Here is an 18,707-nt window from a genome sequence, read left to right on the forward strand (position 1 = left end):
GTCACCAGCGCGGCGCGGCGGGCGCCCGTTCCCGGTTGGGGGGACCTGTCCGGGAATCCGGTGGGGTCGAGGGTCAGTGGCAGTGCCAGACGGCGGCTTCCTGCTCGCCGTTGGGTGCCACGGCCTGGCCGGCCAGCGTGCTGCCGTCGTCGCTGATCACGTACGCGATGTTGGCGATCTGGTCCGGGGCGCCGGCCAGGTTGGGCAGGGCGAGTTCCTTGCCGTCGGCCAGCAGCCCGGCGTGCTTGCCCTTGTCCGTGTCACCGGCGATCCACCCCTGCGCGTTGACCGACACGGCCAGCCCCTGGGGCTTCGTGACGTCGATCTTGCCGGTGGTCAGGTTCCACCGGATCAGGTCGCCGTAGGCCGGGGCTTTAGCCCCCGAGTTGTTTCCTCCTGCCGCCGGTGCGCCGCTCAGGTCGCCCATGCCGATCACCCAGCCGTCCCGGATCGCCGAGGCGAAGTACCCGTTGACCGGCTTGCCGTTCACAGTGGGTGCGGGCAGTTCCTTGCCGGTACCGTCGGCCGACCACTCGTACCCGAGGGCGGGAGTACCGGGCGCACCCTGCACCCTCCCGACGATGGTGCCGTCTTCGTCGATTCCAGTGGCCGAACCGGTTCCGCCCGCCGGCACCACCAGCATGGTCGGCTGGGCCGAGGCGGAGCTCCACATCGCCGGCTTCTCGTCGACCGACCCGACGATGACGCCCCGCTCGTTGATGCCGAGAACCTCGGAGTTCGAGCCGGCCAGGCGGGTGAGCCTGCCGTTCTGGTAGGCCCAGGACATCTCGCCGCTGGAGCCGAAGCTGTTACCGATCGCCTCGCCGGCCGAGTTCATGTCGGTGAAGTTCTGGTCGGTGCCGCTCATCGCCACCGTGTGCGGCTGCCCGTTGTCCCAGATGATCAGCGGGTGGTTGTCGTCTCCGGTCGGGTACGACCGGCCGAAGACGTACCGCCCGGACGGGTCGCCGCCGGTCGCGACGCTCTCGGTGCCCTGCCCCGCCGGCATCGGCAGCCGCGCGATGGTGCACGAGTTCGGTGCGGGCGCGGCGGCCGGCGTGCTCGGGCCGGACGAACCGGCTCGGGCCGGCGCGCCGGCGAGCGGCGCCGGCGTGTGGTCGTGCCGCACCACCAGCGCGCTGCCGCCGACCACCAGCCCGACCGCTACCACGGCGGCCGCCGATCCGGCCAGCCCCAGCGCAAAACGGCGCCTGCGCCCGGCCGCGATGGCCCGCGCCACGTCGATGGCGGGTGGTCCGGCCGGCTCCCGGTCGAGCGGGCGCAGCAGCGAGACGCCGTACTCCTCGTCAGATTCCATGGGTTATCTTCTCCTCTGTGCCGCGATCAGCTCATTCCCGTCCAACATCCGGCGCAGCGTGGCCAGCCCGCGTGAGGTCTGACTCTTCACCGTCCCCTCGGAGCAGTTGAGGGCCCGCGCGACGTCCTCGACCGACTGGTCGTAGAGGAACCTGAGCACGAGTACCGCCTGCTGACGTCGGGGCGTGCGGGCCAGCGCCTTGCGCAGCACCATCCAGTTCTCCACGCGGTCGTCCCCGGGCATCGGCGCGTCCGGCACCTCCGCCACCAGACCGACCCGCGACCACGGCCGGCGCTTCTCGTCCACGAACGTGCGCACGAGCATGGTCCGCACGTACTGGTCCAGGTGCTCCATCGCGCTGGTCCGCTGCCATCGCACGTACAGCTTGGTGATGGTCTGCTGGACCAGGTCGTCGGCGCGGTGCTCGTCCCCGCACAGCAGGAAGGCCAGCTTGCGTAGCGAAGGTAGCCGGGCGGTCACGTAGTCGACGTACTCCTGCTTCGCCCTCGCCTGCATCCATCGCTCCTTTGCCGGGTGTCGAGACTTGAACGGGCGCCGGGCCGCGGCGGGTTGCGTCCGGCACGGAATTCTTCGCGCCGGATCGCGCAGACGCCGCTTACCGGGAGACGCCCGCCAACGGGCGGCACCGCTGCGCGGGAGACGCCGGCCAGCGGGAGACGCCGCTCAGCGGGAGACGTCGTCAGCGGGTCGGCCATGCCCCAGCGGGTGGGCTATGTCGTTGGCGTGGTCGGTGACGGCCGCTCCGGTCACCGTCGCCCGCACCGGCAGGATCTCCAGGCACCGCCGGATCGCGTGCCCCATCAACGGATTGGGTACCCGCATCGACACCGTGCAGTGAGGTACCCACCGGCCCGGCCGGTAGTGGTCCCAGACCTCGACGCCCGCGGCGGTCAACCGTTCGTGTACCGCACGGTGATGCGCCAGCAACTCCTCGGTGACGGTGGCCCCCAGCCACAGCACCCGCCCGACGAACTGGCCGACGAAGTCCAGCTCCAGCGCCAACCCGCGCCCCACGTCGAGGTCGCGCAGCGCCTCCGCGACCGCGTCGGGCGCGAGCCGGTGCGCCGCGGCGAGGGACAGGTGCGGGCGGTGCCGCTCGTTGAGCAGCGAGGCCAGCGTGGGGATGCCTTCCGCCTCCAGGGCATGCCACAGCGCCCGGATCCGCCGCGTCGCGTCGGTGTCCAGGTACAGCTCGATGGCGGCGACCACCATCTCACCGTAGTGGTTGGCCGGGCGCGCCCGACGCCGCCTGGAACCGCCGGCCGGGCGGCGCCCGGCGGGTCGCGGTCAGGACTGTTCCGGCGATCCCAACTGGTCGGCCGTGTCCTGGTAGAAGGAGACCACCTCGGCGAGCGGGACCGCCTTGCGGGACGCCGCGGAGACGTCCTTGCCCTCGCGGCTGAACGGCGGGGGCCACGCGCTGATCCCCTGGTCCGGGGTGAGCCCGCCGACCTCGGCCTCCCAGCCCGCCCACCGCAGGGTGCGGTAGAAGTCGGTGAGCGCCCCGCCGAGCATGGCCGCCAGCCAGCCGGCGTACCCCTCCTTGAGGTCCTCCCAGCCAAGGCTGTCCGGTCCGAAGTAGTGCACGGTCGCCGGCGCGCCGGGCTGGGCCTGCATCCAGGCGAACTGGCCGCCCATCACGTCGTACGCGACGATGAGTCGCTGCGCCTGCGCGTCCGCCGCGGCGTCCACGCCCGGCAGTCCGTCGTGCCCGCAGCCGAGCACCCGCAGCCAGCCGTGGTCGACCACGAGCGCTCCGACGTTGGAGACCACGGCGCCGAGCCACGACCGGGTGGTCATGCCCAGCGTCGCCAGGCATTCCTGGGCGCGGGCGGGGTCGGCCGGCAACACCTCGACCGGGTACGGGGCCGCGCTCACCGCGGCGGCCACCTCGGTCCACGCCGACTCTTCCATCCCCCGTACACCTCCCGAGCGCCTTACCCTGACCGGCTCATTGGATCATGACCGGCGGCAGCGCCCGACCATGGGGCGCTGCCAGCGACCACGGAAGCTACGCCGGCCGGCCCTCGCCGTGTCCGGCGGTCACGGCGTCAGGCGGTCACGCCGGCCGGTGGCCACGGCGTCAGGCGGTCACGGCGTCAGGCGGTCACGGCGGGCCTGAGCGTCTCCTGGCACCACTGACGGAAGCTGGTGGGCGTGCCGGTCCGCTCGGTGCGGGTGACCGCGTTGTCGAGGCCGGCGTCCTTGGCCTGCCCCATGTCGACCAGGCCCTGCGCCATGGCTTCGGACATTCCGAACCGCAGCATCGCATCCTTGAAGGCACCGCCCGGTACCCGCTGGTAGCGGATCGGGCGGTCCAGCACCTCGGACATGATCCTCGCCAGGTCGTCGCAGGAGAGGTCCTCGGGGCCGAGCACGGGCACCTCATCCACGCCGCTCCAGGAGCCGTCGAGCAGCAGCTCCACGGCGACCGCCGCGATGTCGCGGGTGGCACAGGCGGGGGCCTTGTGGTCGCCGGCGACGAGGTCGGCGAAGACGCCCTCGTTCTTGATCCGCTCCACCTGGCGCAGCAGGTTGTCCATGAACGACGGCATCGTCAGCGCCCGGTAGCTCACGCCCGTACCGGCGATCAGATCGTCCATGGCCAGGGACGCCGTCACGTGTCCGGCGCGGCCGGCCATCGGCGTACCGCGGCCGAGCGCCGAGACTCCGACCACCCGGCGGACGCCCTGGGTCCGCAGTGCCTCGGCCGCCGGCCGGGTGAAGTCGACGAACGCTGACTCCAGGCTCGCCGCTCGCGGATTCGGCGGCGGCAGCCAGAAAACCGCGTCCGCGCCATCGAATGCCTTGGTGGCCACCGTCAGGTCTCCGTGCGAGCCCTCGACGACCTCGACGCGGGCGCGCACCGACGCGGGAAGGCGCGAGGCGTCCCGCACCACCACCCGGACGGGAACGTCCCGCACCACGAGGCGCTCGAGGACCTGCCCGCCGATGTTTCCGGTGGGCGTAGTGACGACGATCATGACAACTCCTGAACACACATGAGAGAGACAGCGGGCGCGAATGCCCGAGCCGAGGCGGACCCGGTGGGAACCGGTCGCCCGTCGGCGATGACGCTGTTCAGTAAATGCCCGCCGGCCGCGTACCTGAAGGACCGATCCGGGCCGCACTGATACCCTGCCGGTATGAATGATCCGGAGGTACGCCAGCTCCGCTACTTCGTCGCCGTCGCCGAGGAACTGCACTTCGGGCGCGCCGCGCAGCGGCTGGGCATGGCGCAGCCACCGCTGTCCCGGGCGATCCGGCACCTGGAGCACGACCTGGGCGTGCGGCTGCTGGAGCGCACCACGCGCCAGGTCACCCTCACCCCGGCGGGGCAGGTCCTGCTCGACGACGCCCGGATCGCCCTCGACGCGATCACCGCCGCCGCCCAGCGCGCCCGCAACGCCGGGCGGCGAGAGCCGATGCTGCGCGTGGCGCTGAAGGCCGACTACGACGGCGGCCTGCTGCCCCAGATCCTCGCCGCGTACCGCGACGACCCGGCCGCCCTTCCGGTGGACCTCGTGATGGGCGGGCCCGGAGACCAGCTTCGGGCCCTGCGCGAGGGGAACGCCGACGTCGCGCTGCTGCCGCACCCGTTCGACACCCGGGGCCTGGACGTCGAACCGCTGGTGACCGAACCCCGGATGGTCGCGCTGCCCGCGGCCGATCCGCTCGCCGCCCGCACGTCCCTGTGCCTGGCCGATCTGGCCGGTTGGACCCTGCCCGACGGAACCCCCGCCGAGCGGGACGGGCAGTTGGTCCGCCCCGCCAGCGTCGGTTCGCCGCCTCGACGCCTGGACCTGGCGCAGCTGCTCAGCCACATCGAGCTGGGTACCTTCGTCTGGTTCCCGCCCGTGACCATCGTGCGGAGCCATCCACGCCCCGGCATCGCCTACCGGCCGGTCAGCGACCTTCCTCCGCTGGAACTCGCGCTGGCCTGGCCGCGACACTCCCGCTCGCTTGCCGTCGGAGCCTTCGTCCGCACCGCCACCCTCATCGCGGCGACCTCATCCGAAGTACCCGCCGTGAATGGTGAGGATCTGACCCGTCAGGCTCCGTGACTCGTCGGAGGCGAGGAAGACGGCGGCGTAGGCGATCTCGACGGGCTCGATCATGCCCATCACCTGCCGCGCCATCGTGGCCCGCGCCACGCTCGACGCCTCCAGGAGCTTCACGATCCGCTCGGTCCGCACGCCGGCGGGTGCGATCGCGTTGACGCGGACGCGGTCGGCCGCGAATTCCCGCGCCGTCGACTGGGTCAGGGTGAGGACCGCCCCCTTGGCGCTGCTGTAAGCATCCCGGTCGGTCACCAGGCCCAGGCCCGCCAGGGACGCCATGTTGATGACCGAGCCGCCACCGCTGGCGATGAGCTCCGGGATCGCGACCCGATTACACAGGAAGGTCCCGAACAGCTCCACGTTTATCTTGTTCCAGAACTCCTCGATCGAGGCGGTGGTGACCCGACCGTCGGCCGCCGTCGATCCACCGGCGTTGTTCACCAGGACGTCGAGTGAGCCGAAGGTATCCACGGCTGCCCGGACCGCGTTGGAGACCGACTCCTCGCTCGTGACGTCGAGGCTCACGTAGATCGCCTCACCACCCCGCGCGCCGATCGCCTCGACGACCTCCTGCCCCTCGGCGCGACGCCGGCCGCCCACCACGACCCGGGCACCCTCCTGGGCGAACACCTCGGCGATCGTGCGGCCGATGCCTCCGGTGGCACCGGCCAGAAAGGCCACCTTGCCGCTCAGCCGACCGGCAGCCGGCGCAGTCTCGCTCATCAAACTTCCCTCTCATCGGCATGCCGTGGACGACCCGACCGGTCACCGGACCGGCGACGGCGGACCCATCGGGTGTCCGCTTTGTCGACCACGGGCGAATCGGCGCCCGGCGCGCTATTCTTCCTGCTCAAGGCGTTGTCCACTGGACAACTCTTGTCCGGTGGACAAGAGTACTCGACCGACGGAACCGCCGCACCGGGGCGCCAGAGCCGCGCGCCAGTACAGTTCTGCCGGACACGAGCGCCAGACATGCCGAGGAGGATGGCGGTGGGCACGACCCGGGCCGACGTCGTTTCGGCCGCGTTGCGGATCCTGGACGAACGAGGGCTGGACGGACTCACCATGCGTGCCGTCGCCGACCGGCTCGGGGTGCGGCACAACACCGTACGCTGGCACGCCGCGAGCAAGGGGCGCCTGCTGGAGCTGGCCTCCGATGAGCTGCTCGCGCACTGCGCCGACGAGCCGTTGCCGGAGGCATGGGACGAGCGGATCCGGACACTGAGCCACCGGCTGCGCGACGCCCTACTCTCCCGCCGCGACGGGGCCAGAATGATCACCATCGCGTGTGGTCCGGACCCGCACTCGCTGCGCTACGCCGAAGCGGTCGTGTCGACCCTTGTCGAGGCCGGTTTCGGCGGCCGTACCGCCTCCTGGGCGCACTGGACGATCTTCTATCTCACCCTCGGCATCACCCAGGAGCAGCAGGTCGCGCGGGACTCGCCCGCCATCATCACCGCGGCGCAGGTGCCGGCCGACCGGTACCCGGCGCTGGGAGCGACGCTGGCGCACGTCGGCCCCGCGGACTTCGACCAGCGCTTCGAGTTCGGCCTCGACCTGATCCTCGACTCCCTCCGGGCGCGGCTGTCCGCCCGACCCGCGACAGACTGAGCGGCTTCCCGGAGTTACTCGGTTGCCTGCCCGGGTAGCAGCGTGGTCAGAAAGCGTAAGGCCGGGAGGACCGCCATGTCCGACACGCCGTCGCCGTCACCGGTGCCCGATCTGGTCGGGGTACTGGCGCAGTTCATCGCCAGAGCCGGCCGGGCGGCACAGGTCTGCGAGGGGCTGCTGCGGGTGGTCGACGGTGCGCGCGCCGAGGACGGCAGCCTCGACTACGACCTGTACCAGGTCGACGACCGGCCCTGGGCGTTCTACGTGCTGGCCAACTGGGCCGACCGGGCGGCGGCCGACGCCCACCTGACCAGCGCGCACGTGCGGAATTTCGTCGCCGCGCACGCCGAGGCGGATCTGGCGGCGCCGCCCACCCGCACCAACGCCCGGATGCTCTCCCGCCCCAACGGGCAAAAGGACCGGCCCCGCCCGGTACCCGGGTCGGACCAGCTCACGTTCTTCCCGTTCTTCACCATCCGGCCGGGGCAACTCGACCCGGTGCGCGACGCGCTCCTCGGTGCCGTGGACTCGACCCGCGCCGAACCGGGTTGCCTGGAATACGACCTGTACCAGGCGTCCGACGACCCGACCGTGCTGTTCTACCGGGAGACCTGGACGAGCGGGTCCGCGCTCGACGAGCACCTGAACCGGCCGGGCTTCTACGAGATCGTACGGCGCCAGGTCGATCCGCTGCTGGCGGTGCCGTGGACCGGTTTGAGCATGACGATGGTGAGCCAGCCCGGCCCCATCCGCCTTCCCGGCTGAGTCGGTACCGATCGACAGCACCGCTGTCCCGATGGCAGGGAGTGTCCCGTGTCGCGCCGCGACTCATCGCACCCACCGGCATCCGGCCGCCACGACGCGGGCGGCACTACGCGAACGCTGGTGGCGGCGACCGACCTGGAACGCCTGTCCGTCCCGCCCGCGACGCCGGCCGTCACACCCCTGACGTTGCGCGTACCGGAGCACCTGCTCGACGATCTGCGCCGCCGGCTCGACGCCGCCCGGCTGCCGGAACGGGAGACGGGCACCGGCTGGTCCCAGGGGGTGCCCCTGGACCGGTTACGGGACCTGGTGGAGTACTGGCGCCGGCACTACGACTGGCGACGCCTGGAACGGCAACTCAACGACCTCGGCCAGTTCCGTACGCTGATCGACGGGCTCGGCATTCACTTCCTGCACATCCGATCCGCGCACGCCGACGCCGTGCCTATCCTGCTCACCCACGGCTGGCCCAGTTCGGTGGTCGAGTTCCTGAAGTGCGTCGGCCCGATGACCGATCCGCAGGCCCACGGCGGCGGCGCCGAGGACGCGTTCCACGTTGTCATCCCCTCCCTGCCCGGGTTCGCGCTCTCCGACAAACCCACCGCCACTGGCTGGCATCCGTCCCGCGTCGCCGGGGCCTGGGACGCGTTGATGACCCGGCTCGGCTACGAGCGCTACCTCGCCCAGGGCGGCGACTGGGGCGGCATCGTGACCACCCAGCTCGGAAAGCTGCGGCCGGCCGGCCTCGCCGGCGTGCACTTCACCCTCCCCGAATTCCCGATCGGCGCCCCGCCGCTCGCCGGACAACCGACCGCCGAGGAGCAGGCCGCCCTGGCGCAGATGCGTTCCCTGGACACCGGCTCGGGGTACGCGAAGCAGCAGTCGACGCGCCCGCAGACCCTCGGGTACGGGCTGGCCGACTCCCCCGTTGGGCAGGCCGCCTGGATCTACGAGAAGTTCGGCGAGTGGACGGACACCGACCACGACCCGGAGCAGGTCCTGACCCGCGACGAGGTGCTGGACGACATCACGCTCTACTGGCTCACCAACACCGCGGCCTCCTCCGCCCGGATCTACTGGGAGTACGCGGTCGCGAACACCACCACGGTCGAGTTGGATCTGCCCGTGGGGGTCAGCGTGTTTCCTCGCGAGATCGTCCGCGTCCCGCGGATCTGGGCGCAGCGCGCGTTCCACGACCTCGTCTACTTCAACGACCAGGTCCCCGCCGGCGGCCACTTCGCCGCGTTCGAACAGCCCGAGATCTTCGTCGAGGAGATCCGGAAGTTCGCCCGCCTGTTCAGGTGACCGAGCCCTCGCCGCCCGTTTCCGTTGCGGTTGACGGCGAGTCGAGCCGTAGCCCATCGACGAGCAGGTCCGCGACCAGCCTGGCATGCTCCTCGACCTCTTGTGGGGCCAACGGCGGGGTCGGGTCGAAGTGTTCGGCCAGCGCGGTCAGCGTGTGCGAGGCCGCGCCGCCGTGGACGACGAGGAAGTGGAAGGTGCGCAGCGGGACGCGCCGGATGCGCCCGGCGTCCGCGAGATGTTCGAGCAGTACCGACGCGGGTGCCATCGCGGGCTGCACGTAGGTGTCGTAGAGGTACGCCAGCCGTGGCGTGTCCTGCCGACCCTCGATGTTCATCAGGCCGACGAGTTCCGGGTGTCGCGCGGACAGTTGCAGGAAGCGGCGGATCCACAGGCGCAGCTGCTCCAGCGGATCGGTGAGCGTCGGATCGAACACGCCGGCCAACTCGCGGGTGATCTCACCAAAACCGTAATCGACGGCCGCCCGCCACAGCCCCTCCTTCGACCCGAAGCGCTGGTTGATCAGGCTGTGGCTGACGCCGATCTCGCGGTTGAGCGTGCGGACCGAGACGCCGTCGTACCCCTGGGTCGCGAACGCGTGCAGCGCCGCGTCGAGGATGCGCTGCGCCGACACGGCGTCGCCGGTGGCCGGCGGCCGGCCCGGCCCTCGGCGTCGCTGCCCGCTGGAGCCACCCTCCGGCCGGCCCGGCTGTCGGGTCGGTTGCATCACTGTCCGCCTTTCCAGGTGCGATCAGATGCCGTGTCGGGCGGCAGAGCCGAAAAGCCCGGCGACGACCGCGATTATCCCACCGGCGATGAACACCAGGCTCAGGCCCGCGGAGTCGACGAGCACGCCTCCGAGAGCCGAGCCGACGGCGATCGCCAACTGCAGCACACTCATCAGCACGGCGGCCGATGCCTCCGGCGCGTCGGGAGTCGCCGTCAGCATCTGGGTCTGCAGGGCGAGCGGTACCAGTCCCCAGATCAGTCCCCAGACCACGAACAGGACGCCGACGACGACCGGTGCGTCGCGCAGGGCGGGGAGCAACACCAGCACGGCCCCGAACGCGACGGCCGCCCCGACGAAGGTCCAGATCCGGCTGCGCGCCACGAGCCCGCTGCCGAGCAGCGTCCCGGCGATACCGGCGAGCCCGTAGCCGAGCAGTACCACGGTCGCCAGATCGGAGGCCAGGTTGGCCTTCTGCAACAGGAACGGGGTGATGAAGGTGGAGGCGGAGAACTGCCCGACGGTGACCACCGCACCGGCGATCAACGCGGTCCGGGCGATCGGCACCCGGAAGACCGTGGCCAGATGGGTGAAGCGCATGCCTCCGCTGGACGGAATCCTCGGCAGGAGCACGCGTTGCGCCGCGACGATCAGGATCGCCGCGCCCGCGGCACCGGCGAAGGTCGCTCGCCAGCCGATCAGATTCCCGAGCAGTTGCCCGGCGGGGAGCCCGACGACCGTGCCCGCGGACAGGCCGGCGAGAATGACCGAGGTCGCGCGGGTGCCGGCTCGGGCGCCGGCCAGCCGGAAGCCGAGCGGGGGTACGACACCCCAGAACCCACCGATCGCGATGCCCAGGAACACCCGCGCCAGCAGCACGACCGAGAAGGTCGGCGCCACCGACGCGAGCAGGTTGGACACCGCCACCAGCAGGCCCAGCACCACGATCATGCGGCGACGGTCGAGGCGCCCCGCGCCGACGATGACCAGCGGCGCCGCCACCGCCGCGCTCAGGCCCGGTACCAGCACCATCAATCCGGCGGTCCCGAGGGACACGTGCAGGCCGGTCGCGACGTTCGGGAGGAAGCCGACCGGGATGAACTCGCTCGTCACGATCATCGCCGCGCCCAGCGCCAGCGAGAACACCGCCAGCCAGGTCCGCAGCGACGGCCCGCCGTCCGGCGTTAGCGGAGCGTCCGGCGTTAGCGGAGCGTCCGGCGTTAGCGGAGCGTCCGGCGTTAGCGGAGCGTCCGGCGTTGGAGCGTCCGGCGTTGACGGAGGGATCGTCGCGGCCGTGGCCGGTCCGCTGGATTCGGGCGCGGCGGTCGCGGCGCAGGTCTGGTCGGCACCGTCGGTGATCGTCGAGTTGTGGTCGACACAGGTCAGGCTCATGACGGGCTCCGTTCTGTCAGGGGGTCGCCTATGACTCGGGAAATTTAGCACTTGTCTAGTAACAAGCCGTCGACTGACTAGTATTTCCGGGGTGACCCCGGTCACCGGCACGGAGGCCTCCCGGTATGCGCCCGCTCCACACCTCCGCACCGCCCGCGACGAGGCCAGGCATGGCGAAACTCGGCGGCTCGCCGCACGGACAGGTGGCCGACGCGGGGAGGAGGCGGCGCGATCCCCTGCGGCGGCACGCCTCGGTGACCGGCGCCGTGGATGCCGGATCGTGCGCGGCGAGGCCCACGCGCAGCGGGCTTGTCCGGGTGGCCAACGCCGCGGAGGGGTACGTCACCAGCCGGCTGATCTTGCGGCTCGGATCGGGTGCGGCGCCGTGGCCGCTCGACGGGCTCCTGGACGATCCCCCGGCGGACGGCCGCGTGGTCGCCTCCCGGGCGACGCTACCGGGGCTGGCGGGGGTACATGCCGCTGCCGAAGGTCTCGATGAATCCGGTCCAGAAGCCGTCCGGGTCGGCGAAGGGCGCGGGGTCGACGGCCCGCATCTCCGCCTCGATCTCCTCGGCGGCACGCACGTACAGCGGTAGGGCCTCCGCGGCGTAGAGCCCGGGGTCGGGCGACTTCGACTCGACCAGCAGCAGCAGTTTCGCCAACGAGGAGACGTCCGAGTTGAGCCGCTCGTACTCCTCGTCCGCGCTCTCCGACGTCGCGAACACCACGCCGTCGGCGCGGCGCACATACACCAGGGCATATTGGAGTGCACCCAGCGAGCCCAGCTCGCCGAAGGGCGTGTCGATCACCATCGGCAGGCCGCCCTCTTCAATCACCAACCGGCCAGGCGTCGACGCCGCGGCGAGCGAGGCGGACAGTTGGAACGCGCCGCCGCACCACGGCACCCCGACCTCGCTGAGGAACCCGACAGCGTCGGGATCGCCGATCACCTGCGCGGCAGCCGCTGGATCGACCCGAACCACCTCGTCGGCCGGGACGACGGCAGAAAGGTCGGCCCGCGTCAGGGAGAAGAGCACGAGATCTCCTGGTGGATCGCTGAGTTTGGTGGTTCCGGTGCGCGCCACGGCGCCGCGGGGCCAGCAATGCCCCGACCCCTGGTGCCAGCCGTCCCACCGTAGTCGAGCGCGCGTCCAGCACGATCGGGCGCCCCGTCGCCTGGCCGCTACGTCGCCTGGCCGCTACGTCGCCTGGCCGCTACGTCGCGGCGGGGAACTGCGCCGAGGTGCTGATGGCCCGGGACTTGCGATATTCCGTCGGCGACTGGCCGGTCACCCGCTTGAGGGTGCGGCTGAAGGCGCTCTCGGAGCTGGAGCCGAACTCGGTGGCCAGCGACCCCACCGTGCGGTCGGTGGCCCGCAGAATGCGGCTGGCGGAGTGCACGCGCCATCTCGCGAGATAGTCCAGCGGCGGCAGTCCGACGATCGCCCGGTAACGTTCGGCGAATGCACTGCGGCAGCCCGTAGCGGGGAGTGAGCCTGCTGAGCTGGGTGGCGTTGAGCTTCCTCCGACACGAACCGCGCCGCGGCCGATGGCCGACGACGCCTCACGATGCTCACGCGATGCCGGGTTGACGCGGAGACGGGCGTGGGCAGAATGGTGGCGTGAGGTTCGGGGGCGTCGTCGGCGAAGACGAGCCCGACCCGCGCCTGCGGTGGAGTGAAGAGGCACGGCGTCTGCCAATGCCGATCATCGGTCTCTTGCCGCAGCCCCATCTGGAGGACTGGGGTGCGATCGGCGTGGGCTCGGGAACTCGCAACGGGATCCTGGACTCGTGCGAGGCGAGCATTAGCTATACGCTGTGGCGCAACCCCGACGAGCCCGACGACCCGGCGAATCTAGCGGCGTTGGACGAGCAGGAACGCCGCGCACCGGAGATGGAGCCTCCATGGCCCCGTCCGCCATGGCTCGTCGAGCAGGTCCGGCGAATGCGTTACCCAACGCTCTGGGAATGCGTCCGGACCCAGTGGAGCCGTGAGCCGGGCGCGTCCGACGCCGCCCAGACACTGCTGGTCGCACACGTGAACCACGTCCTGGCCAACCGGTTCCGGCACTCGCGGGTCGGCGGCGACGACCCGCCGTACGCGCTCAGCGGTGCGGTGCATCAGCGGTGCGTTGAGTCGCAGGTCCCGGTCATGGTCGACGGGACCACCCGCAACGGCTTTCGGATCGACACGGACCCACACGTCTACGGGCTGGCTGTAGCTCTTGACGCGCACACCGTACTCACGGCGGCGCTACCCCGCGACGTCCTGCCGTACCTGGAAATCGCCTTCGCTGTGCGGCCGGCCTGACCTCGGCGCACGACCCGGACGGCCCTGACGCATCGACCGGCGCGGTTCGACCGTTCTACGCTTGCTGGGTGACAATCACCGCGTTGGCGTGGCCGGGCCTGCGTAACGCCCGCGATCTGGGTGGACTGTCTACCGTGGACTGTGGCCGGGTGCGCCACGGCGCGGTGGTGCGCGCGGACTCGCCACACGCGCTCACCACGGATGGGATCGTCGCGTTGCGCGCATACGGGATCACCCGCATCATCGACCTGCGTAGCGCCGACGAGGCGCGGATGCGGCCGAACGTACTCGCGGACGATCCGATGTACCGCCTGATCCCGTTCACCGATCCCGACGACGACCCCGCCGACGAGCTGTCGGATCTGGCCGGGATCGACGAGTTGTACCGCTGCCGCATCGCAGGCGACGCCCGCCGTGTCGTGACCGCTGTGGCGGCCGTCGCCGACGCCCCATCCGGAGCGGTTCTCGTGCACTGCCAGGCCGGTCAGGACCGTACCGGCATGCTCGTCGCCCTGCTGCTGCGCGTTGCGGGCGTGACCGATGACGTCATCGCCGAGGACTACGCGTATTCGTCGGTGTGCTGGGACTCTCCGGGCGAGTGCGAGCCAGCGGCGATCCTGTCCATGCTCGCCCTCATCGACGATCGTTGGGGCGGCGCCGAGGGCTATCTTCTTGCGCACGGCCTGTCTCCTGGACAACTGTCCGCCCTCCGGACCAGGCTGCGCGGCTGACCCGATCGCCGCGGCAACGGGCTCGGCGACGTTAGCCCGCCACACTGGTATCGGCACGACCGGACATTGGCCCGGTCGGGGTCGGGTGCCGATGACGACCTTCAGCCGATCGTGGACGCGGGCAGCAAGTCGACTGACACCGGAGTGGCTTCCCAGCGCAGGATGCTGCGCGACGCACCGGACGCGGCGAGGGCGGCCGGCCCCGGCGACGTAGTGGCCAACTCCAACCTGGGGACGGCCAGCGTCCAACTGGAGTTGGCTCGCGCGGCCGCCAACCTGCTTCCCTGAGGCCGCCCGCCCCTGGTACACGACGGTCGATCTGCCCCTGACCTTGCCGGTACGTCGCAGCGCGGTCGAGCGTATTCAGCAGGTCCGCTGAGCGTTGCTCAGCTCGCCAGCGCGCCCATCACTGCCTTGGCGGCGTTAGCGATGAGGGCGTCGTCGTACGTGGCGTCCCGGGTCGTACGTGTGGACATGATCGCGAGTACGATCGGTGCCCGGTTCGGGGGCCACACGACGGCGATGTCGTTGCGGGTGCCGTATTCTCCGGCACCGGACTTGTCGCCGACCGTCCAGCCGGCCGGAACCCCCGCCCGGATGAGGGTTCCGCCGACGGTGTCGCCCTTCAGCCACCCGTCGAGCAGCGTGCGCTTGTCGCTGGGCAGGACGTTCCCGACGGCGAGCTCCTTCAGGTCGGTACCCATGGCCCGTGGCGTGCTGGTATCGCGGACATCGCCCGGTACGGCGTCGTTGAGGTCGGGCTCGACGCGATCGACGTGAATGGTGTCGTCGCCGATTTTCTTCAGGTCGGCGCCCAGCGCGTTCGGTCCTCCGAGCTCGCGAAACAGGAGATTGCCCGCGGTGTTGTCGCTGTAGCGGATCGCGGCGTCGCAGATGGCGCTGACCGTCATCCCGTCCTCGACATGCTGCTCTGTGATGGGAGAGTAGTCGACCAGGTCGGCGTTGGTGTAGTGGATCACCTGGGCCAGCTGGGCGGTCGAGTCCTGCCGTAGCACCACCCCGGCGGCGAGCGCCTTAAAGGTGGACGCGTAGGCGAACCGCTCGTCGGCCCGCCAGGCGACGGTACGGTTGCTCCCGGTGTCGAGCGCCCAGACGCCGAGTCGGGCACCGTACTCGCTCTCCAGAGCTTGGAATGTCTGATCGGCATGCACCAGTGCCGGGGTCGCGGACGCCGCGGGGGCGGTAGCGGTTGAGACATCGGCGCTCGTGCCACAGGCGGTCAGGGCGGCAACGGCGACAGTGGTGAGTGCCGCGAGGATCGCGAGCCGGCGGAGTTGGTTGCGCATGGTCGGGCCTTCCTCTCGTGGTTGGTCTGAGATGACCACACTCGCCGGTGGTACCGATGCGGTCAAAGACGCACAAGCTCGGTTCCATGCCGAATCGGCATGGATGCCGGAGCCGCCCGGTAGCGGGCGCCTGGGCTGCCATCGACGTCAACGAGTCGCGATGACCACGTTTGCGGCGCAGCCCGGGATGGCTCCGGAGCCATCCCCACCCCGGACCCGCCACCGGAAACCGATCATCCTGGTGGTCTGCCCGTCCGGCGAGGACAGCCCTCCGCTCTGACCTGTTCGACCCGTCCCCGTTATCTTTGCTCCGGGGAACGCCGGCTGATCGCCAATCCGGCCTCAGTGCAGACGAGGGTCAGCGTTCCGATCCAGCTCTGGTCGTCTGGGTACTCCCAGTTGGCCGGATCGGCGAGCACCTGCGGAAGTTCCGCTCTGGGGACGACGTCTCCGGGAATGAGCCCTTCGAGGCCATCCTCAGTGATCCACCGGGCGTACCGGCGTGCTTCGATCCAGCCGCGATCGATCAGCGGCAGCAGTATCCCGGCGAGATCGTCGAGCGGGAGGCGCCGCTCAAACTCCTCAAGGTCCCCGAATACGCCCGGCAAGATGTCGTGCTCTATCGCGTTGATGAAGAAGCACCGCTCAATGTGCGTCAGATTTTCCCAGTCGCGTTGGCTCACCACGCGATCTTGACAGGTCACCTACGGGCGCCCCAACCCTTCCCGCCCTTCACGGCCGACCGGTGTCAGTCAAACGCTCGTCGCACCGTCCGCGGTGGAGGGTCAGGCTCAGTGACCGAGGCGCCGGAGAGCATCCGGCGGCAGCCATCACACCGGCCCCTCACAGTTCCTGGTTCAACGCGGCTCTCAACGGGCCGCTGTACGCCCCGCTACCGGCAACCGATCCGTACGCAGAGCCCAACCCCTCGAACGCCCGAAGGGCCGCCACTGTGCCACTCAAGGCGCTCTACCGCGTCTCCGAAGCGACGGTCCTGCTGAGCATGACCCGCACCGTCATCTACGAAACAGCCGCGCGCCGGCCGCCTCCGCTCCGTCCACCAGGGCCGCGTCCGACTCATCCCCGCCGCCGCCATCGCCGACTACGTCGCGCTCCTGGAGGCCGAGACCGCGGGGAGGGCCGCCTGATGGCACAGCAGCGACCCGGACGCGGCGAGGGCGGCCTGTACTGGGACACGGTCACGGAATATGAATTCCTCTGCAACGGCCACATCATTGCTGATCTCGGCGGCCGCAGATTGCGTGAGCCGAGCGCTTCCGATGTCGACCGTTGGTCGGCCGACAAACCGAAGATCTTCAGCACGAGCACGTACGACGGCTTCACGAGTGCCTGAACCGCGCCGGGGCGATGGCGCGGGACAAGGTCAAGCGCAACGTCGGCCGGTACTCCTGAACGGCGCCGTGGCGATGGATCGGATCTTCAGCGCCGGGTAGCCATCCACGGAGGCTTGGTCATTCAATTAGTCACTCAGCGCACGAAAAGAGGGCATATCCATCGATTGGATATGCCCTCTGAGCTGGTGGGCGATACTGGGATTGAACCAGTGACCTCTTCCGTGTCAGGGAAGCGCTCTCCCGCTGAGCTAATCGCCCGTGGTCCTGCTGAGGTGGAGACGGGATTTGAACCCGTGTACACGGCTTTGCAGGCCGTTGCCTCGCCTCTCGGCCACTCCACCGAGGTGGTTGCCTCTGGCGGCCCCGAGCGGACGACGGGACTCGAACCCGCGACCCTCACCTTGGCAAGGTGATGCGCTACCAACTGCGCTACGTCCGCACTTCGTCTCCGGCTGTTTCCCGGCGACGGATGAGAACTTTAGCCCAGCACGCCACCGTCTGACAAACCGGATCGGCCTTGGCGCGTCGCCGAGGCCGGCCTGGACCGGAATGTCACCCAGGATCATCAATATCCTGATCGACGATCGTCTCCCCGAGCGCGCGAATCCACGCAGGCGGGAGCCCGTACGCCGAGCACGCCGGCGCGTTCGTACCGCCCGGTACGACAATTTCACAAGATGCCTCCGGAACCGGCCGACGGGCGGGTTTTCCGGGCCCGGCCGCCGGGCGGACGGCCGGCGGCCGGGCCGCCAGAGAGGCCGAAATCGGCCGGTGGAACGCGAACAGGCACGGAGATCACAATCTCCGTGCCCGCCGGTAGGACCTAAATCTAGGTGCGGTAGAACCTTGCCGCGCCCGGGTGCAGCGGCACCGGGTTGGTGTCCGGTGCGGTGTTCCGCAAGATGTCGTTGGCGACCGGATGCACCCTCGCCAACTCCGACTGGTAATCGAACAGCAGGCCGGTCAGCCGGTACGCCAGGTCCGACGGCATCCCCGCGTCGACCACGATCATGTTCGGTTCCGCGACCGTCGGCACGTCGGCGGACAGCCCGTACGTGGCCTTGGGCAGGGTGGCCTTCGTGTAGATGCCGGCGCCATACAGCTTGCTCAGCTGCGGAATCAGCCCGTCGACGGGCAGGAACCGGACCTTCCCGGCGGCCTGGCGGAACAGGTCGCCCACGCCGGTGGTGGGCAGGCCGCCGGACCAGAACATGCCGTCGATGGTGCCGCTCGCCATGGCCGTCGTCGTCTCGCCCAGCGACATCGGCAACATGTCCACCTCTTTGGTCGGGTTCAGGCCGGCCGCAGTCAGCATCCGGATGGCCATCACCTCGGTACCGGAGGAGTGCGTACTGGTGGAGATGCGCTTGGATCGCATGTCGGCGACCGACTCGATGCCCCGGTCGGTGCGCACGATCACGTGGGCGTAGTTGTTGTAGATCCGGGCGAGCGCCCGCAGCTTCTGGGGCTTGCCCTGGAACGTTCCGGTCCCGTGCAGCGAGTCGGCGGCGTTGTCCGCGAACACCAGGCCGACGTCGACGTTTCCGCTGGCCAGCCGGTTCAGGTTGTCCACCGAGCCGTTGGTCGGGGCGGCGACCGCTTCGTACCCGGACAGGTGCCGGTTGATCACGTCGGCGTAGGCCGCGCCTACCTCGTAGAACACTCCCGTCGGGTTTCCGGTGCCGATGGCCAGCTCGCCCTGGTGGTACAGCTTGCTGGCCGGGTCGGTGGCGGCCGCGCAGCCGGCCAGGGCCAGCACCGGCAGCCCGAGGAGGGCTCGGCGACTCAGCACCAGTCCCCGCGCC

At 70.3% G+C, this 18,707-nt stretch carries 21 protein-coding genes, 3 tRNA genes and 1 pseudogene; 9 read left to right on the forward strand and 16 right to left on the reverse strand.

Annotation, left to right across the window (positions count from 1 at the left end):
- Positions 1–73 precede the first annotated feature (73 nt).
- The 5 genes from ABEA87_RS07645 to ABEA87_RS07665 form a co-directional block, all read right to left on the reverse strand.
- Positions 74–1,318, reverse strand: coding sequence for a hypothetical protein (locus ABEA87_RS07645; RefSeq protein ID WP_345627390.1), 1,245 nt, complete (start codon positions 1,316–1,318; stop codon positions 74–76).
- 3 nt (positions 1,319–1,321) lie between these two features.
- Positions 1,322–1,834 carry a SigE family RNA polymerase sigma factor gene (locus ABEA87_RS07650; protein ID WP_345627392.1) on the reverse strand — a complete coding sequence of 171 codons (513 nt, stop codon included), beginning with the start codon at positions 1,832–1,834 and terminating at the stop codon, positions 1,322–1,324.
- A 168-nt stretch (positions 1,835–2,002) separates the two neighbouring features.
- Entirely contained in the window at positions 2,003–2,548 is a 546-nt protein-coding gene (locus ABEA87_RS07655) for a 2'-5' RNA ligase family protein (RefSeq protein WP_345627394.1), read from the reverse strand.
- 78 nt (positions 2,549–2,626) lie between these two features.
- Positions 2,627–3,253 carry a DUF2625 family protein gene (locus ABEA87_RS07660; RefSeq protein ID WP_345627395.1) on the reverse strand — a complete coding sequence of 209 codons (627 nt, stop codon included), beginning with the start codon at positions 3,251–3,253 and terminating at the stop codon, positions 2,627–2,629.
- Positions 3,254–3,438: 185 nt separating this feature from the next.
- Complete coding sequence (locus ABEA87_RS07665) at positions 3,439–4,323, reverse strand: NAD(P)H-binding protein (RefSeq protein WP_345627397.1); 885 nt, start codon at positions 4,321–4,323, stop codon at positions 3,439–3,441.
- Positions 4,324–4,485: 162 nt separating this feature from the next.
- On the opposite strand from ABEA87_RS07665, the gene ABEA87_RS07670 reads away from it, so the two are divergent.
- Complete coding sequence (locus ABEA87_RS07670) at positions 4,486–5,403, forward strand: LysR family transcriptional regulator (protein ID WP_345627398.1); 918 nt, start codon at positions 4,486–4,488, stop codon at positions 5,401–5,403.
- Here ABEA87_RS07670 and ABEA87_RS07675 read toward each other — a convergent pair.
- Positions 5,350–6,123, reverse strand: a complete 774-nt coding sequence (locus ABEA87_RS07675) for an SDR family NAD(P)-dependent oxidoreductase (protein ID WP_345627400.1) — start codon at positions 6,121–6,123, stop codon at positions 5,350–5,352. The two genes, ABEA87_RS07670 and ABEA87_RS07675, sit on opposite strands and share 54 nt — an antisense overlap.
- A gap of 267 nt (positions 6,124–6,390) precedes the next feature.
- On the opposite strand from ABEA87_RS07675, the gene ABEA87_RS07680 reads away from it, so the two are divergent.
- The 3 genes from ABEA87_RS07680 to ABEA87_RS07690 all read left to right on the forward strand — a co-directional run bounded on the left by ABEA87_RS07680 (position 6,391) and on the right by ABEA87_RS07690 (position 9,081).
- Positions 6,391–7,011, forward strand: a complete 621-nt coding sequence (locus ABEA87_RS07680; protein WP_345627402.1) for a TetR/AcrR family transcriptional regulator C-terminal domain-containing protein — start codon at positions 6,391–6,393, stop codon at positions 7,009–7,011.
- 75 nt (positions 7,012–7,086) lie between these two features.
- Positions 7,087–7,776: a putative quinol monooxygenase gene (locus tag ABEA87_RS07685; RefSeq protein WP_345627404.1), complete on the forward strand. Its 690-nt coding sequence runs from the start codon at positions 7,087–7,089 to the stop codon at positions 7,774–7,776.
- Positions 7,777–7,896: 120 nt separating this feature from the next.
- Entirely contained in the window at positions 7,897–9,081 is a 1,185-nt protein-coding gene (locus ABEA87_RS07690) for an epoxide hydrolase family protein (RefSeq protein ID WP_345627406.1), read from the forward strand.
- Here the strand turns inward: ABEA87_RS07690 and ABEA87_RS07695 are convergent.
- From ABEA87_RS07695 to ABEA87_RS07710, 4 genes are all read right to left on the reverse strand, one after another.
- Positions 9,074–9,805, reverse strand: coding sequence for a TetR/AcrR family transcriptional regulator (locus ABEA87_RS07695; protein WP_345627408.1), 732 nt, complete (start codon positions 9,803–9,805; stop codon positions 9,074–9,076). The genes ABEA87_RS07690 and ABEA87_RS07695 overlap by 8 nt on opposite strands.
- A 24-nt stretch (positions 9,806–9,829) precedes the next feature.
- Positions 9,830–11,197, reverse strand: a complete 1,368-nt coding sequence (locus ABEA87_RS07700) for an MFS transporter (RefSeq protein ID WP_345627410.1) — start codon at positions 11,195–11,197, stop codon at positions 9,830–9,832.
- A 452-nt stretch (positions 11,198–11,649) separates the two neighbouring features.
- Positions 11,650–12,234 (reverse strand): SUKH-4 family immunity protein, encoded by a 585-nt coding sequence (locus ABEA87_RS07705; protein WP_345627411.1) that lies wholly within the window; start codon positions 12,232–12,234, stop codon positions 11,650–11,652.
- A gap of 178 nt (positions 12,235–12,412) precedes the next feature.
- Entirely contained in the window at positions 12,413–12,886 is a 474-nt protein-coding gene (locus ABEA87_RS07710; protein WP_345628161.1) for a helix-turn-helix domain-containing protein, read from the reverse strand.
- A 29-nt stretch (positions 12,887–12,915) separates the two neighbouring features.
- Here ABEA87_RS07710 and ABEA87_RS07715 point away from each other — a divergent pair, with 29 nt between their 5' ends.
- The 3 genes from ABEA87_RS07715 to ABEA87_RS07725 all read left to right on the forward strand — a co-directional run bounded on the left by ABEA87_RS07715 (position 12,916) and on the right by ABEA87_RS07725 (position 14,528).
- Positions 12,916–13,509, forward strand: coding sequence for a hypothetical protein (locus ABEA87_RS07715; RefSeq protein WP_345627413.1), 594 nt, complete (start codon positions 12,916–12,918; stop codon positions 13,507–13,509).
- 68 nt (positions 13,510–13,577) lie between these two features.
- Complete coding sequence (locus ABEA87_RS07720) at positions 13,578–14,240, forward strand: tyrosine-protein phosphatase (RefSeq protein ID WP_345627415.1); 663 nt, start codon at positions 13,578–13,580, stop codon at positions 14,238–14,240.
- 66 nt (positions 14,241–14,306) lie between these two features.
- Positions 14,307–14,528, forward strand: coding sequence for a hypothetical protein (locus tag ABEA87_RS07725; RefSeq protein WP_345627417.1), 222 nt, complete (start codon positions 14,307–14,309; stop codon positions 14,526–14,528).
- A gap of 98 nt (positions 14,529–14,626) precedes the next feature.
- On the opposite strand, the gene bla is transcribed toward ABEA87_RS07725, so the two are convergent.
- Both bla and ABEA87_RS07735 read right to left on the reverse strand, forming a co-directional pair.
- A complete protein-coding gene (gene bla / locus ABEA87_RS07730; protein WP_345627418.1) occupies positions 14,627–15,547 on the reverse strand; it encodes a class A beta-lactamase in 921 nt (306 codons plus the stop codon).
- Positions 15,548–15,846: 299 nt separating this feature from the next.
- Positions 15,847–16,230, reverse strand: a complete 384-nt coding sequence (locus ABEA87_RS07735) for a hypothetical protein (protein WP_345627419.1) — start codon at positions 16,228–16,230, stop codon at positions 15,847–15,849.
- Between the two features lie 320 nt (positions 16,231–16,550).
- Here ABEA87_RS07735 and ABEA87_RS07740 point away from each other — a divergent pair.
- Positions 16,551–16,695, forward strand: a pseudogene (locus tag ABEA87_RS07740) (DNA-binding protein).
- Positions 16,695–16,901: a hypothetical protein gene (locus ABEA87_RS07745; protein ID WP_425570794.1), complete on the forward strand. Its 207-nt coding sequence runs from the start codon at positions 16,695–16,697 to the stop codon at positions 16,899–16,901. Before ABEA87_RS07740 ends, ABEA87_RS07745 begins: the two are co-directional and overlap by 1 nt.
- 184 nt (positions 16,902–17,085) lie before the next feature.
- Here ABEA87_RS07745 and ABEA87_RS07750 read toward each other — a convergent pair.
- The 4 genes from ABEA87_RS07750 to ABEA87_RS07765 all read right to left on the reverse strand — a co-directional run bounded on the left by ABEA87_RS07750 (position 17,086) and on the right by ABEA87_RS07765 (position 18,694).
- A tRNA-Val gene (locus ABEA87_RS07750) sits at positions 17,086–17,160 on the reverse strand.
- A 12-nt stretch (positions 17,161–17,172) separates the two neighbouring features.
- Positions 17,173–17,243 (reverse strand) — tRNA-Cys (locus ABEA87_RS07755).
- Positions 17,244–17,268: 25 nt separating this feature from the next.
- Positions 17,269–17,341, reverse strand: a tRNA-Gly gene (locus ABEA87_RS07760).
- 390 nt (positions 17,342–17,731) lie between these two features.
- The gene (locus ABEA87_RS07765) at positions 17,732–18,694 is read right to left on the reverse strand and encodes a TAXI family TRAP transporter solute-binding subunit (RefSeq protein ID WP_345627420.1); all 963 of its coding nucleotides are present in this window, start codon (positions 18,692–18,694) and stop codon (positions 17,732–17,734) included.
- Between the last annotated feature and the right edge of the window lie 13 nt (positions 18,695–18,707).

The organism is Rugosimonospora acidiphila (assembly GCF_039543385.1).
GTDB classification, from domain to species: domain Bacteria; phylum Actinomycetota; class Actinomycetes; order Mycobacteriales; family Micromonosporaceae; genus Rugosimonospora; species Rugosimonospora acidiphila.